The following is a 14,374-nucleotide window of genomic DNA, read 5'->3' on the forward strand; positions in this document are numbered from 1 at the left end:
TTGACTTGATTGTTTCTTGAGAAAGTTACGATGACGTACCTGACATTCAGCTTTGACAATCACACCCTCGATACCAGCCGCCGCGAATTGCGACGCGGCAGCGAGCTGGTCGCGACGCAGCCGCAGGTGTTCGATCTGCTCGTCCATCTCTTGAAGCACCGCGACCACGTCGTCAGCAGGGACGACCTGATCGCCCTGGTATGGGGCGGCCGGATCGTGTCGGACTCCACGCTCGACAGCCGCATCAACGCCGCTCGAAATGCCGTCGGCGACAACGGCAAGGAGCAGAAGCTGATCCGGACCTTTCCGCGCAAGGGCCTTCGCTTCGTCGGCGCCGTGAACAAGCATTCTGACGGCGGTCCGCCGGCTGCCGCACTGCAGGAAGGCGCCGAGCAGCCGCAGCCGGCGTTACCGTTGCCGGACCGGCCGGCGATCGCTGTGCTGCCGTTCGACAACATGAGCGACGACCAGGAACAGGAATATTTCTCCGACGGCATCAGCGAGGACATCATCACCGCGCTGTCGAAATTGCGCTGGTTCTTCGTAATCGCGCGCAACTCCTCGTTCACCTACAAGGGCAAGGCGGTGCACATGAAGCAGATCGCTGCCGAACTCGGCGTCCGCTACGTCGTCGAGGGCAGCGTGCGAAAGAGCGGCGATCGGGTGCGCATTACCGCGCAGCTCAACGATACCGCGACCGGCAGCCACATCTGGGCGGAGCATTACGACCGCAACCTGACCGACGTGTTCGCCGTGCAGGACGAGATCACCGACGCCATCGTGACGGCGATCGAGCCGCAGATATATGCCGCGGAAAATTTTCGCAGCCGGCGCAAGGCCCCGAACAGCGTGGACGCCTGGGACCTGGTGATGCGGGCGCTGTCGCATCACTGGCGGGTAACGCGAACGGACAGTGCTGCCGCCAAGGCCCTGCTGGAAAAAGCGATTGCGATCGATCCGGACTACGGTCAGGCGCTGTCCTTGATTGCGACCAACCAGATGTTCGGCGTGCATCTGGGCTGGACCGATATTGCGTCCGCCGCCCCGATAGCCGAGCGGGCGGCGTTGGCGGCCATCGCGGCCGACGGCGAGGACGCCTGGGCGCATACCGCGCTCGGCAGCGTCTATTTCTCGACCCGCCGGCTCGACAATTCGTTGGCCGAATTCGAACTGGCGCTGCAGCTCAACCCCAATTTTTCGCTGGCGCAAGGCTACTACGCCCTGGCGCTGTGCTATAGCGGTCGCTGGCAGGACGCCTATGCGGCCACGCAACGTGCCATTCGCCAGAGCCCGCGCGATCCGTCCTCAGCGATCTATCACGGCGTTGCCGCCTACGCCCAGTTCGTCGGGAAGAACTATTGTGAGGCAATGACGCTAGCGCGCGAGGCGACCCGGCAGCGTGGCGATCTCACCGGCGCCTACCGGGTGCTGACAGTTGCCGCCGGCATGGCCGGACACATCGACGTCGCCAAGGCGGCACTTGCGGAATTGCGCCGGACCCAGCCCAATATTTCGCTCGCCTGGATCGCGACCCAGCTACCCTGGAAACTCGATGCCGATCGCGAGCACTATCTCGAAGGCTTTCGCCGCGCGGGACTTGAGTAGGGAACCGGATTAGACTCCAACTGGAGCGGCCACGGCTGCTCCGCCATCACTGCTGCTTCTCCCAGAACGACAGCAGCCCCTGCGAGGCCGAACCTCCGATCACGCAGGGAATGCCCACCGCCACCTGCCCCAGCGCCGCCGCCGAGACGCAACCGAGCGCGACTGCGCCGACACCGACCTGCCCCCAGAAGTCGAGATTGCGCCGGCTGTCCGAGCCCTTGGTCTTGAGCTCGTCCACGGCCGCGAGCGCATCCTTGCGCAACGCCGCGATCTGCACGGTGTCGGCGGCCTCGATCACTTCACCAAGCGGCGCCTTGACCGCCGCCGGCTGCTTGCCAAGTTCGCTGCGAAGATATTCGCGCAAACCGCCATCGCGGATCGCATAACTCGCCAGCGTATAGCGCGCCATGCTCCCGACCGTCAGCTTGTCGACCGTATCCCGGCTCCTGCTCCACGGCAGCATCTGCAGGATGCGCTGGATCGGCGCATGCGAGCCGGTTGCAAAGTAATATCCCCAGAGCGTGTCCAGCAGATCCTGGTTGCTCGCGAATGTCAGCGTCGTGTTCAGCTTCTTGTCGTCCTTGGCGAAGGGGTTCTTGGTGAAGGCCCCCTTCAGCTTGTCGAGCATGCCGGGCTTCACCTCTTCCAGCGGAATATCGGTCAGCGTCGGCAGCTTGCCCGAAAGATAGCTGTCGATCATCACCTGCCGCGCCGGCATTCGCGGGGCCACCCGGCGCAATATGTTTCTCCAGTCCGGCAGCCCCGAATAGGCGATGGCGCGGACGATCACCCATTCGTCTTCCGGCGGGACTGGAAACAGGCCGGCGATGAGTTGCTCGGCCTTGAGCGGACTGGATCCGATCGCGCCCGCGATAAAGCCGAGATAGATGCCGGCGTTTTCCGGCTCCTTGAAGGTCTGCGAATGAAACAGTACGCGCACGGCGGCGGGGACATGCGCGTAGTCCGGCTTCGCGCGGTAGTTATAGATCCACTGCTGGACCACGCCGAGCGACGCACGCGCATCGACATCCGGCGTCTTCTCTGCATGGGCGGACTGGATCAGCATGAGCGAGGCTGCAACGAGGGCCGCATAACGCATGTGATGCTCCTGGCGAAAGGCTGGCGCGTGGCGCAGCCACTGCGCGAACGTCCCGGTCTCTTTCGAGCACGAAGCATGAAGCGGCTATTGCGACAATTCTGAGAACCGAACGGTCTATCAAGACGTTCAAATTGTGGCGCCTGGACTACCTCGGCCTGCAACTCACCTTACGGGAGACATTTTTTCGCCCAGCGCAGGCAATTCGATCGGCGCCGGGCGGATGGGAGACCGACGTGAAGACCTTGTGCATCACGCATTGCAAGCGGTCGCACCGATGGCGCGTCGCCGCGTGCTGGCTTTCCGGTACGCTCGCGTTGCTATCCGTGACATCGGTTGCCGCCGAGCCGTCGCACGACCTGATCGTCGTCGAGGGAAACCGCCGCGTCGATGCGGAAACGGTGCGGTCGTATTTTCACGCCGCGCCGGACGGAAGGTTCGACGAGGCCGCGCGCGATGCGGCATTGAAGGCCTTGATCGCAACCGGCCTGTTCGACAACGTTTCCATAGATCGTTCCGGCGAGCGGCTTGTCGTGCATCTGTCCGAGGCCGCTGTGCTCGACCGCGTCGCATTCGAAGGCAACAAGAAGGTCAAGGACGCCGATCTCACGGCGGCGATTGCGTCCAAGCCGCGCGGCACGCTGCAGCGCGCCACGGTGCAGGCCGACGTCGGCCGCATCATCGAGGCTTACCGGCATGTCGGTCGCGACGACGTCAGGGTCGAACCCGAGATCATCGACCGCGGCAACGGCCGCGCCGACCTCATCTATGCCATCACCGAAGGCGCCAAGACCACGGTTCGGCAGATCCATTTCACCGGCAATCATGTTTTCGGCAAGCGACAGCTGAACGCCGTCATCAAGACGTCGGAAACGAACATGCTGAGCTTCCTGACCGGCGGCGACGTCTACGATCCCGATCGCATCGCGCAGGATCGGGAACAACTACGAATCTACTATCGCAGCAAGGGTTATGCCGACGCTGGCGTGGTTTCCGCCAGCGCGGAATACGATCCGGCGATCAAGGGGTTTGCGCTGACTTTCGCGATCGACGAGGGCCCGCTCTATCATTTCGGCGACGTCAGCGTCAGCTGCGACATTCCGGAGCTGGATTGCGACAAGCTTCGCCGGCTGCCGCTCGCCCATGCAGGCGCGGTGTTCGACGCCAACGCACTGGACAAGTCCACCGAAGTCCTCGCCGTCGAGATGGCAAAGCTCGGCTATCCCTTTGCGCGGGCTACACCCCGCCTCGACCGCGATGCCGCCGCCCAACGCATCGACATCGCCTTCGTGATCGATCAGGGGCCTCGAACCTATGTCGAGCGTATCGATATCCACGGCAATACGCGCACCCGCGACTACGTGATCCGGCGCGAATTCGATATCGCCGAGGGCGATCCCTATAACAAGACGTTGATCGATCGGGCCGAGCGGCATCTGAAGAACTTGAACTATTTCAAGACCGTCAAGATCTCGGACAGGCCTGGCTCGACGCCGGATCGGATCGTGCTCGACGTCGAGGCCATCGACCAGTCGACCGGCGATATCAATATCGCCGGCGGTTACTCCACCACCGACGGCGCCCTCGTCGAACTCAAGGTCGGTGAGCGCAATCTCTACGGTTCGGGGAAAAACGTGCAGGCCACCTTCACCTACGGTCAATATGCCCGCGGGGTCGATCTGGCAGCTTCCGAGCCATATTTCCTGGGCACCAAGGTTTCGGCCGGGATCGAGCTGTTCGGCCGACAAAATGACGCCACCAGTTACCAGTCCTATGCCAGCACCACCTACGGCGCGACGCTGCAACTTGGCACGCCGATCAACGAGCAACTCGGCATGCAGTGGCGCTACTCGATCTACAACCAGAACATCACGCTGGTGCCGAACGGCTCCGGCCTGACGCCATCGCTGCCGATCCAGCAGGCGGCCGCCGCCGGCCCGGCCTGGGTTTCCGCCACCGGCAGCACCGCGACCTATAGCACGCTCGACAACACCAAGAGCCCGACCAGCGGAATCAAATCGCAGCTCAGCCAGGATCTGGCCGGCCTTGGCGGCGACGTCAAATTCCTGCGGACCGCCGAGGACGTGCGCTATTACAAATCGATCAACAGCGACCTGGTCGGCATGATTCGGGCGCAAGGCGGCTATATCACCGGATGGGGCGGCCAGCAGGTGCCGCTGATGAACAACTTCTTCGGCGGCCCAACCATGGTGCGGGGGTTTGCGCCCAACGGCTTTGGGCCGCGCGATCTGACGCCCGGCACCACCATGGATAATGTCGGCGGCAGCATGTACTGGGCAACGACCGCGGAACTACAAAGCGCGATCCCCGGCGTGCCCGATGAATACGGCCTCAAGGCAGGCGCTTTCGTCGATGCCGGCAGCGTGTTTCGTTACAGCGGATCGACCGCCTCGCTGCAGGTCGCCAACAAGAGCGTCGTGCGCTCGTCGGTCGGCGCCGGCCTGACCTGGGCGTCGCCGTTCGGTGCCCTGACCGTCGACTACGCCGTGCCGCTGACGAAAGCCGCCTACGACGTGGTGCAGCCGCTGCGATTCAGCGCCGGTGGGTTCTAGCCTGCAGGCGAGCACCGCTACTGCTTCTTCAGCGTATAGACCGTGTTGTTCAGGCCGACTTCAGCCGTCGTTGCATCGACGAAATGAAAGTCGATCTCGCATCCGGTTTCCACCGTCTTGATGCCATTGCCGGTAAAGCCGAGCGAAGCGGCAATCTTGTTCAGGTCGACCGATTTGTCCTTTGACTTCATCTCTTCGAACGCGCCCTGGAAGATCATATCGGCCGTATAATTCCTTTCCTTGTAGTGCGCCGACTTGCAGGCCAGGGGCTCGGGCCCGGCGATCTCTTTGGTCTTGAACACGACGGCCTTGCCGATCAGGCGCGCCTGCTCCGCAACGTCGGGCTTCAGTTCTGGATCGGCCCACGGCGCCGTCGTTGCGCCGGAAACCTTCCAGGTCCCGAGATAGGTTGCATCGGCCGCGATGGCAGCGACAGCCATCGCTGCACCAATGCAGGCAAGAAGACAGGTTACAACGGCGTCTTTCATGATGGCCCCCCGGGTTACCGCGTTTTGACGGCGCCGGGCGCCGTTTGGTTCATTCCCCGACGGCCGTATTTCCACCGAAATGGCCTTCGACGCAGGTCCGCGCGCGATGCAGACCGTCAGCGCTTCTGCGTCGCGAACCCGTAGATCAGCGCCAGACGGTCGAGGCATTCGTAGAAGCGCCTCGCGAAATAGTCGCGCCAGCGCTGGGTGCGCAATCCCCGCCGCTGCCCGATCTGTTCCATGGACATGCCGTGAACCAGCACATCATGAACCAGCGCCGAGCCGTCGGCGCCGAGTTCGCGCTCGGCGCGGTTCAGCCGCAGCACCGCCTTGCGCTGTCCTTCGGTGATCGGTTCGCGCATCTGGCCGCCATCGACATATTCCCGGGTCGGATCGACCGCGCGCGGGCCCCGCTCGGCCTTTTCCCAATCGCTCTGGAAGGCGCGTCCGGCCTGATACTGTGCCTCGTCGATCTGGCGGTGCGAATGCAACCGCCCCAGCGGATCGTTGCGGATCGAGCGCAGCGCCACGATCTTCTCGCCGGGATCAAGCGCAAGTGGATTGTCGACCTCGACGGTCGCGACTTCGGCGTTGCGCAACAGATCCCGCGCCCGTCGGTCATGCGCCTTGGCGGGGTTGTGGGGCTTTTTGCGTTTCGCTTTGGGCATATCTGGCGGTCTCCTTTCGACAATGACATTCGAATGCGGGTTGAAAAATCCTCGTTACGCCGTCTCCACGATCCGCAGCCAGATGGCGCCGGCCTCGCGCTCCGGCGGCACGACGGGATCGCGGCTCAAATGAAAATGCGGCGTGCAATAGCTCGAACCGGGCCGGCGCGGGTGACCGCAGAAGGTGATGGCTTCGCCCTCTTGGTCGCCGCTATAGGGATAGCGGCAATCGCCGCGCTCGAGCTCGATCAGCGAAAGGTGGCGCGGCTCGACTCCGGCGCAACGCAGCTTCGGCGGCTCTTGCGCCTTCAGAGGTGGTGTCGGCCAGCGTAGCGCAGCCCATCCGGGCTCGGCCGGCCGAGGTTTGACAATTCTCTCCAGCCGCGGCGGCTCCGCCTGCAGCAGGGGCTGTGGACGATCGGGACCGCCAAGTCCCATTCGCCTGGCGCGGCCGATCGCGGCGTTCCGCGTATAGGCCGTCTTGAACTTCAGGTTGATCGCCTTGACGATCTCCGAAAATGGCAGCCGCTCGGCGAGATGCTTGCGCAGGGCGTCCGAATGCTCAGGCGGCCAGCTTGTCTGCTCCATTACTCCCACCTCTTCCCTGTCACGCCCGGCCCGCCCTCAATTTCTGATATTCCGAAATCAAAGTCAAGCTTGATTTCTGATAATCGGAATTGCTATCATTTCTGAAATTCGGAAAGGATGAGCCATGCTGGACATCAGGCTGATCGAACGCGGACTGGAGAAGCCGGGCAAGACCAAGGGCGGTCTCGCCGCGGCCATGGGCGTTCGTCCGGGCGCGGTCTCCGAGATCCTGTCGGGGATTCGCCTGATCAAGGCGTCGGAAATCGCGCCGATCATGGAGTATCTCGAACTGAACTCGGTGCCGATCATGGGCCGCGTCGGCGCCGGCGCCTCGATCGAGCCCGAGCACGAGCAGGTGCCGCCGGAAGGCCTTGGCGAGGTCGAACTGCCCTTCCCGATAGCCGAAGAGACCATCGCGTTCGAGGTCGCCGGCGATTCCATGCTGCCCAAATACGAAAATGGCGATATTATCGTGGTCTTTCGCGAACAGCATCATCCGCTGTCGAGTTTCTACGGCGAGGAAGCCGCCGTGCGCCTGAAGACCGGCGAACGCTATCTGAAGACGATCGAGCGGGGAAAATCCGCCGCACTGGTCAATCTCACAAGTTTCAATGCCAAGCCGATCAGCGGAGTAAAGCTCGAATGGATCGGCGAGATCTGCGTCACTCTGCCGAGAGGCCAGATCGAACGGCTGCGCAACAAGGCGCTGACGCGGACGCGCAAGGCGGCCAAGGCGCCGGGCGGACGGACGCCGGAAAAGTAACCGGCCCGACAGTAGGGTGATTCTGCCCGACGGACCCGGACAGAGCCGCCAGGGCGACGTCTTTCCGATTTGCCGAATTTTGCGCTGGACTTTTTTCTGATTTTCAGAAATAATGCCGTCGTTCGATTCCCATTCCCCGGATGAGGGCCAGATCGCCAGCATGCAATACTTCGTCGTGATGGTCGACTACGGCCGGCGCGGCCGCGAGGCCGTCGTCGACCCGGAAATCACCCGTCGCAAGGTCGTCTCGCGGATCGCGTCCGGCGAATACGCGAACATCAGCTTCATTCATGAAATCGCGGATTGCTCGGTCGAGGACATCACCGCCGATATACTGAGCGAAGCCGCCCTGCCCGACATCGACGCGGCGGGCCCCGATCTGCAGGCTAACCAATTCGATCATGTTCGCGATCGGCGCAAGCATGAGACGATTTGAGGGCGCGCGATCGCGGTCTTCCTCAAAAGCGCCTTCCTCAAAAAATTGTGATCGTCTACCAATTCCAGGCGCTGGCAATCGGCTTAATTTTCCTTCACGCAGAGTCTATTCGAACGTGGCGGACAGTCGCGCTAGATTCGCGACTCAATTCCTCCGGCATGCAAAGTTCTCAACTCTCAATGTATCCTTCCATGAAGGCCGAGATTGCCGCGCGCGACGGCGATCTCCGGCTCTGTCTCCTGCTCGGAATCGCGGCCTGGTTTCTCTTTTTGGATCACGTTCCGCACAACGCGGTCAATCTGCTGACCATGCGCAATTACGGATTCAGCGGTGCCACCGACCTGTTCGTGTTCGTCGGCGGCTATACCGCCGCTATCCTCTACGGAAGGATGATGCTGGAGCGCGGCTTCATCGTGACGGTCACCCGCGTCTTCAAGCGGCTGTGGCAGCTCTATGCCGCCTATGTGGTCCTGTTCGTGATCTATATCGACCTGATCGGATACGTCGCGCGGAAATCCGCGGCACCCGAAATCATCGGCGAATTCAATGTTACCGGGATCGTCGATCACACCATCCGGACACTGATTTACGGCCTGTTGCTGCAGGCCAAGCCGCTCAACCTCGATGTGCTGCAGCTCTTCATCGTGTTGATGGCATTCTTCCCGTTCGTGCTGTTCGGGATGATGCGCCGCCCTGGCCTGACAATGGCCGGGTCGGTCGGCTTGTACATGGTGGCCCGGCATCTCGACTGGAACCTGTCGGCCTATCCGGATGGACGCTGGTATTTCAATCCCTTCTGCTGGCAACTGCTGTTTGTGCTTGGGGGCTGGCTTGCCCTGAGCCGCGCCAAGGCGATGCGCGCCATCCACGCGCTGCAGGAAATCTCGCTCCTGCGCATGGCGGCGCTGTTGTACCTGCTGTTCGCATTGATCGTGACGCTGGCCGGGAAATTCCCGCAGCTCGCCGCGATGATGCCGGAGCCCGTGCTCGATACTTTCCTTCCCAACGACAAGGAAAGCATCGCCCCCTACCGGGTGCTGCACTTCCTGGCGCTGGCTTTCCTCTTCAGCCACTTGGTGCCACGGGACTGGCGCGGCTTTCAATGGCCGGCGCTGCAGCCGCTCATGAAGTGCGGCGAAGAATGGCTGCCCGTGTTCTGCGCCGGCGTATTCCTGTCGTTTGCCGGACACTTCATCCTGATCACGGGTCCAGATTCACTCGCCATGCAGGTCCTCGTCAGCATTGCCGGAATTGCCGCCATGACAGGCGTTGCCTATTACGTGTCCTGGTCCAGACGGCAGGACCTAAAGCCCGCGCGCTCGCACAGTCCTGACCAAGCCGCGACGCTGGTTCCTACGGCGCATGCTCAATATGAGCACGGATCGATTGGCTGGCCTGATCGATCCAGCCAAACTTCGTCACGGCCGCAATCATGTTCGACAGACCTTCCTGCCACCATGCCTCGGATTTGAGCGAAGGCCATGCCCTCGGACTTGATCCGAGGGTGTTACCGGTTCGCGTGAAGAAAACGCGTCAAACCAAGAAAGCCTAGACCCGCTCGATGATGATGGCCGGCGCCATGCCGCCGGCGGCGCACATCGTCACCAGGCCGCGCTTGAGATTGCGTCGCTCCAGCTCGTCGAGCACGGTGCCGATCAGGATCGAACCGGTCGCCCCGATCGGGTGGCCGAGCGCAATCGAGCCGCCATTGACGTTGACCTTGTCGCGGTCGAGCTTGAGGTCGCGAATGAATTTTTCGGCGACGACCGCAAAGGCTTCGTTGATCTCGAACAGGTCGATATCGTCGATCGTGAGGCCGGCCTTGGCCAGCACCTTGCGGGCCGCCGGCACCGGCGCATTCAGCATCAGAGTCGGCGAGTCCCCCATGTTCGCCATCGCGACCACACGAGCACGCGGCTTCAGGCCATGCGCCTTGGCATAGCTCGGCGAGGCCAGCAGGATCGCGGCCGAGCCATCGACGACGCCGGAGGAATTGCCGGCATGGTGCATGAAGTTAATGTCGAGGCCGGGATGTTTTTCGAGAATGAGATTGCGGTAGGTGGTGCCCTTGTCGTCGAGCGGATAGTCGGCAATCGCTGAAAAGGCCGGCTTCAGTCCGGCCAACCCTTCGAGCGTGGTCTGCGGGCGCGGATATTCCTCGCGGTCGAGCGCGAGACTGCCGTCCTCGTGGTAGACCGGCACGAGGCTCTTGTCGAAATGGCCGCCCTTGATCGCGGCCGCCGCCCGCTTCTGGCTTTCAAGGCCCAGTTGATCGACGTCCTGCCGCGTGATGCCTTCGAGCGACGCCACCGCATCGGCGCAAACGCCCTGATGCGACTGCGGATGCCGGGCGCGCAGGCGGAGATTGCCGTTGTCCATCATGAACGGCCCCTCGCCGCGGCGGCCTTCCATCGACATCATCTCGGTGCCGCCGGCGATCACGAGATCCTCGGAGCCGGACATGATGGCGTTGGCCGCCATGTTGACGCTGGTGATGCCGGACCCGCAAAAGCGATCCAGCGTCACGCCGCTGGCGCGCACGTCGTAACCGGCATCGAGCGCCGACATCCGGCCGAGATCGCCGCTCTGCGGACCGCGCTGGGAACTGGTTCCCCAGATGATGTCATCGACATCGGCGGTATTGATGCCGGTGCGATCGGCCAGCGCGCGCAATACAGTCGCGCCGAGTTGCTGCGGATGGATACCCGCCAATGCACCCTTGCCGGCCTTGCCAATGCCGCGCGGCGTCCTGCATGCGTCGATGATCAGCGCGTCAACCATGGTGTTTCCTTCACGGGTTTTCTTTACGAAATTTCTTTGCGAGGTTTCTTTACGAGATTTCTTGGAGAAGCCTGTTGATTGGCCGCATTTGCAGCCGATCATGCGCCAAAGTCAATTCACCCTGCCCCCGCATCCGGACACCTCCGACGTGCCCTTCAATCAACCCTGGCGCCGGTCGCCTTGACGATGTCACCCCAGCGCGAATATTCGCTTTTGATGAACGCGCCAAACCCTTCCGGTCCGGCCGTGCGCTGAATCACGCCTAGGGCCACGAATTTCTGGCCGATGTCGTCGGATTGAACGACCTTGATAATCGCGGCGCTGAGCGCCTCGACCCGTTCCTTCGGCGTTCCCGCCGGAACCACGAAGCCGAGCCAGGCTGCGAGACCGAAGCCCGGAAAGCCTTGTTCGGCCAGCGTCGGCGTATCGGGAAAGGCCGGCACGCGCTGCGAATAACCACTCGCGATCAGCCGCAAGCCCCCGGACTGGATGAAGGGCTGGGTCACGGCCACCGTATCCATCGCGCTGTTCACGACGCCCGCCATCAGGTCGGTCATTGCCGGTGCGCTGCCGCGATAGGGGACGTGCAGCATGGTGATGCCGGCGCGCCGCTTGAAGTCTTCCATGCCGAGATGCGACAGCGTACCATTGCCGGAAGACGCGTAGACGAACTTGTCGGGGTGCGCCTTCGCATAGGCGATCAGTTCCGGCACGGTCTTCACCGGCAATGACGGGTTGACCACCAGCAGCATCGGCAAGTCGCAGATCAGCGCCACCGGCGCAAAATCCTTCAACGTATCGTAGCCGACGGATTTATAGAGATGCGGATTGGCGACCATCGAGGCCAGCGGCGCCAGCACCAGCGTGCGGCCGTCCGGCGGCGACTTGGCGAGGCCTGCAAGCGCGATACTGCCGCCCTGCCCCGGCCGGTTCTCGACGATGAACGTCTCACCAAGGATCGGACCGATGCGTTCGGCGATCAGGCGGGCGATGATATCCGTCGCCTGCCCTGGCGGAAATCCGACGACGATGCGCGACACTTCGGCCGCCTGCGCCGGTGCCAGTGCGGCCAGGAACAGCGCCAGCGCGACAACCACGATGCGTTTCATTGGTCGTTCCCCTAAATGATGCGCGCGGCGCGCAGCCGGTCTATCTCATCCGGCGTCAGCCCCAGCGCGGCGTAGATCTCATCATTGTGCTGGCCGATCGAAGGGCCGGCGCTGAGCACCGCGCCCGGCGTTTCCGAGAAGCGCGGCACCACGCATTGCATGCGGACGTTACCGAGTTCCGGATCAGCCACACTGACGATGGTCTCGCGTGCGATGAAGTGCGGATCGGCAAAGATATCGGCGGCGTCATAGATCGGCGAGAAGCCGACTTCGTGCGCCTCGAACCGCGTGCGCAGTTCCGCCAAGGTGAGACGCGCGATGGCGCCGCCAACGATGGCATCCAGCGCGTCGCGGTTTTTTACCCGCGCCGGATTGTCGGCAAACCTGGGATCGCCCAGCAAGTCCCCGAGTTCGAGCGCGGCGCATAGCCGGACGAAGATGCTCTGGGTGGAAGCGGCGATCGATGCCCATTTGCCGTCGCCGGTCGCATAGATATTGCCGGGCGCGGCATACTGGCTGCGATTGCCGCTGGCGGTTCGCACCACGCCGAGTTGGTCGTATTCGATGGCGAGGAAGTCGAGCGTGCGCAGCATCGCTTCCGTCATCGAGCAATCGATCTCCTGGCCACGCGCCGCCGGCTCTTCCTTCAGCCTGTACAGCGCCGACAGCACGCCGACCGCGCCGAACAGTCCGCCGATCGCATCCGAGATCGGATAGCCGAGATGCAGCGGCGAGCCGCCCTCCTCGCCGCACATCCGGGTGAAGCCGCTCATCGCCTCGAAGATCCGCGCAAAGCCGGGACGGTCGCGATAAGGCCCGGTCTGCCCGAAGCCGGTGACGCGGAGGATCGTCAGCCGCGGATTGATCTGCTGCAGCCACTCCCGGGTGATACCCCACTGGTCTAGCGTGCCGGAACGGAAATTCTCGATCAGGACATCACGGTCGCCGAGCAGCCGCGCCAGCAGCGCCATGCCGTCCGGCTTGCGCAGATCGAGCGTGATGCCCTTCTTGTTGCGGTTGGTGACCTTCCACCACAGCGGCACGTCGTTCTTGTGCGGCGCCAGTTCGCGGAGCGGATCGCCCTTGCCCGGCAACTCGACCTTGATGACGTCGGCACCGAGATCGGCCAGCAGAGTTGCTGCGAACGGACCGGCCACCACGGTCGACATATCGAGGATGCGCAGGCCGACGAGCGGGCCGGAAGGACGGGGTGAAGCGGAGGATGCGGCTGAAGGTTTCATGCCGGCATCCTAGCCGGGCGCCAATCCATGCTGTAGGATCATGCCAGATAATTCAGAATTGCTGAAACGGCATATCCGGCAGATGGAGCTGCGACACCTCAGGGCATTCGTCGAAGTCGCGACGCACGGCAGTTATGTCCGCGCCGCGAATGCGCTCGGCATCGCGCAATCGGCCTTGAGCCGCCAGGTCTCGGCGCTGGAGCGCGCGGTCGGCGGCCGGCTGTTTCACCGCACCGGGCGCGGGGTCGCGCTGACCGAGATCGGCGAGCGGGTGCTGCCGCAGGGACGCGCGCTGATCGCGGATGCCTTGGCCTTCGAGCAGGCCGCCAAGAGCCCCGGCGACCGGCCTTCCGGCGAAGTCACGCTCGGGCTGGTGCCGGTCGCATCACGCGCGTTCGTCGCCGGGCTGACCGCATTGCTGCGCGACGATTATCCGGGGATCCGGCTGCGCGTGCTTGAGGGCTATAGCGGCCAGGTGGAGGAATGGCTCGCAACCCAGCGGGTGGATATCGCGGTCTATAATCGTTACCGGCGCGGCCGGGTCGCCAACGCCGAGGCCATCATGCGCGCGGACACCCATCTGATCATCCGCAGCAGCCACCCGATCGCGAAAGGCGCCGAGGTGGCGTTGCGCGCCCTTGCCGATGTCCCGCTGGCGCTGCCGGTGCGGCCGAACAGCCTGACAAACCTTCTGACCGGCCTCGCCGCAGCCCAGCATTTCGACCTCGATATTAGGCTGGAGGCGAGTTCGACCTCGCTGATCGGCGAGACCATCCGCGCCTCCGACCTTGCCACCATCTCGCCCGCGCATGTGTTCGCCCGCGAAATCGCTTCCGGCGAATTCAGCGCCGTGCGAATCGTGCGTCCGACCATCGAACAGACAACCTGGATGTCGTTCGGCTCGCACCGGCCGCTATCGGCCGCGGCCGAGATCGTGACGCGCCTGATCCGAAAACTGGCTGCGCCGAAGCGCGGACCAACGGCGCGTCCCAGGCGGCCCGCGACCTCCTGAAGCATTTGGTCTCA

At 63.2% G+C, this 14,374-nt stretch carries 13 protein-coding genes; 6 read left to right on the forward strand and 7 right to left on the reverse strand.

Going from position 1 to position 14,374, the window contains the following annotated elements; all coding sequences use genetic code 11:
• Positions 1-39: 39 nt before the first annotated feature.
• Positions 40-1,605, forward strand: coding sequence for a winged helix-turn-helix domain-containing tetratricopeptide repeat protein (locus FFI89_RS24290; protein ID WP_138835638.1), 1,566 nt, complete (start codon positions 40-42; stop codon positions 1,603-1,605).
• A 46-nt stretch (positions 1,606-1,651) separates the two neighbouring features.
• On the opposite strand, the gene FFI89_RS24295 is transcribed toward FFI89_RS24290, so the two are convergent.
• A complete protein-coding gene (locus tag FFI89_RS24295; RefSeq protein ID WP_138830121.1) occupies positions 1,652-2,704 on the reverse strand; it encodes a hypothetical protein in 1,053 nt (350 codons plus the stop codon).
• Positions 2,705-2,937: 233 nt separating this feature from the next.
• Between FFI89_RS24295 and bamA the strand changes: the two genes are divergently transcribed.
• Positions 2,938-5,274 carry an outer membrane protein assembly factor BamA gene (gene bamA / locus FFI89_RS24300; protein ID WP_371721680.1) on the forward strand — a complete coding sequence of 779 codons (2,337 nt, stop codon included), beginning with the start codon at positions 2,938-2,940 and terminating at the stop codon, positions 5,272-5,274.
• A 17-nt stretch (positions 5,275-5,291) separates the two neighbouring features.
• Here the strand turns inward: bamA and FFI89_RS24305 are convergent, their stop codons facing one another.
• The 3 genes from FFI89_RS24305 to FFI89_RS24315 form a co-directional block, all read right to left on the reverse strand.
• Positions 5,292-5,762 carry a hypothetical protein gene (locus FFI89_RS24305; protein WP_138830122.1) on the reverse strand — a complete coding sequence of 157 codons (471 nt, stop codon included), beginning with the start codon at positions 5,760-5,762 and terminating at the stop codon, positions 5,292-5,294.
• A gap of 116 nt (positions 5,763-5,878) precedes the next feature.
• Complete coding sequence (locus FFI89_RS24310; RefSeq protein WP_138830123.1) at positions 5,879-6,430, reverse strand: DUF6456 domain-containing protein; 552 nt, start codon at positions 6,428-6,430, stop codon at positions 5,879-5,881.
• Between the two features lie 54 nt (positions 6,431-6,484).
• Positions 6,485-7,018 carry a GcrA family cell cycle regulator gene (locus FFI89_RS24315; protein WP_138830124.1) on the reverse strand — a complete coding sequence of 178 codons (534 nt, stop codon included), beginning with the start codon at positions 7,016-7,018 and terminating at the stop codon, positions 6,485-6,487.
• Between the two features lie 124 nt (positions 7,019-7,142).
• Here FFI89_RS24315 and FFI89_RS24320 point away from each other — a divergent pair, with 124 nt between their 5' ends.
• The 3 genes from FFI89_RS24320 to FFI89_RS24330 all read left to right on the forward strand — a co-directional run bounded on the left by FFI89_RS24320 (position 7,143) and on the right by FFI89_RS24330 (position 9,689).
• The gene (locus tag FFI89_RS24320) at positions 7,143-7,781 is read left to right on the forward strand and encodes a S24 family peptidase (RefSeq protein WP_138830125.1); all 639 of its coding nucleotides are present in this window, start codon (positions 7,143-7,145) and stop codon (positions 7,779-7,781) included.
• Positions 7,782-7,941: 160 nt separating this feature from the next.
• A complete protein-coding gene (locus tag FFI89_RS24325; protein ID WP_138835642.1) occupies positions 7,942-8,217 on the forward strand; it encodes a hypothetical protein in 276 nt (91 codons plus the stop codon).
• A gap of 179 nt (positions 8,218-8,396) precedes the next feature.
• Entirely contained in the window at positions 8,397-9,689 is a 1,293-nt protein-coding gene (locus FFI89_RS24330; RefSeq protein WP_138835645.1) for an OpgC domain-containing protein, read from the forward strand.
• A 76-nt stretch (positions 9,690-9,765) separates the two neighbouring features.
• On the opposite strand, the gene FFI89_RS24335 is transcribed toward FFI89_RS24330, so the two are convergent.
• The 3 genes from FFI89_RS24335 to FFI89_RS24345 all read right to left on the reverse strand — a co-directional run bounded on the left by FFI89_RS24335 (position 9,766) and on the right by FFI89_RS24345 (position 13,348).
• A complete protein-coding gene (locus tag FFI89_RS24335) occupies positions 9,766-10,998 on the reverse strand; it encodes an acetyl-CoA C-acetyltransferase (RefSeq protein ID WP_138830126.1) in 1,233 nt (410 codons plus the stop codon).
• Positions 10,999-11,153: 155 nt separating this feature from the next.
• The gene (locus tag FFI89_RS24340) at positions 11,154-12,107 is read right to left on the reverse strand and encodes a tripartite tricarboxylate transporter substrate binding protein (RefSeq protein ID WP_138830127.1); all 954 of its coding nucleotides are present in this window, start codon (positions 12,105-12,107) and stop codon (positions 11,154-11,156) included.
• Positions 12,108-12,118: 11 nt separating this feature from the next.
• Positions 12,119-13,348, reverse strand: a complete 1,230-nt coding sequence (locus tag FFI89_RS24345) for a CaiB/BaiF CoA-transferase family protein (protein ID WP_138830128.1) — start codon at positions 13,346-13,348, stop codon at positions 12,119-12,121.
• Positions 13,349-13,388: 40 nt separating this feature from the next.
• Here FFI89_RS24345 and FFI89_RS24350 point away from each other — a divergent pair, with 40 nt between their 5' ends.
• A complete protein-coding gene (locus FFI89_RS24350) occupies positions 13,389-14,360 on the forward strand; it encodes a LysR family transcriptional regulator (RefSeq protein WP_138830129.1) in 972 nt (323 codons plus the stop codon).
• The last annotated feature ends 14 nt before the right edge of the window (positions 14,361-14,374 follow it).

Origin of the sequence: Bradyrhizobium sp. KBS0727, from assembly GCF_005937885.2 — a bacterium.
In the GTDB taxonomy this organism is placed as follows: Bacteria; Pseudomonadota; Alphaproteobacteria; order Rhizobiales; family Xanthobacteraceae; genus Bradyrhizobium.

Coding starts and splice junctions, on each gene's coding strand:
- FFI89_RS24295 (WP_138830121.1), bottom strand. CDS start 2,704: ATGCGTTATGCGGCCCTCGTTGCAGCCTCGCTCATGCTGATCCAGTCC.
- FFI89_RS24305 (WP_138830122.1), bottom strand. CDS start 5,762: ATGAAAGACGCCGTTGTAACCTGTCTTCTTGCCTGCATTGGTGCAGCG.
- FFI89_RS24310 (WP_138830123.1), bottom strand. CDS start 6,430: ATGCCCAAAGCGAAACGCAAAAAGCCCCACAACCCCGCCAAGGCGCAT.
- FFI89_RS24315 (WP_138830124.1), bottom strand. CDS start 7,018: ATGGAGCAGACAAGCTGGCCGCCTGAGCATTCGGACGCCCTGCGCAAG.
- FFI89_RS24320 (WP_138830125.1), top strand. CDS start 7,143: ATGCTGGACATCAGGCTGATCGAACGCGGACTGGAGAAGCCGGGCAAG.
- FFI89_RS24325 (WP_138835642.1), top strand. CDS start 7,942: ATGCAATACTTCGTCGTGATGGTCGACTACGGCCGGCGCGGCCGCGAG.
- FFI89_RS24330 (WP_138835645.1), top strand. CDS start 8,397: ATGTATCCTTCCATGAAGGCCGAGATTGCCGCGCGCGACGGCGATCTC.
- FFI89_RS24335 (WP_138830126.1), bottom strand. CDS start 10,998: ATGGTTGACGCGCTGATCATCGACGCATGCAGGACGCCGCGCGGCATT.
- FFI89_RS24340 (WP_138830127.1), bottom strand. CDS start 12,107: ATGAAACGCATCGTGGTTGTCGCGCTGGCGCTGTTCCTGGCCGCACTG.
- FFI89_RS24345 (WP_138830128.1), bottom strand. CDS start 13,348: ATGAAACCTTCAGCCGCATCCTCCGCTTCACCCCGTCCTTCCGGCCCG.
- FFI89_RS24350 (WP_138830129.1), top strand. CDS start 13,389: ATGCCAGATAATTCAGAATTGCTGAAACGGCATATCCGGCAGATGGAG.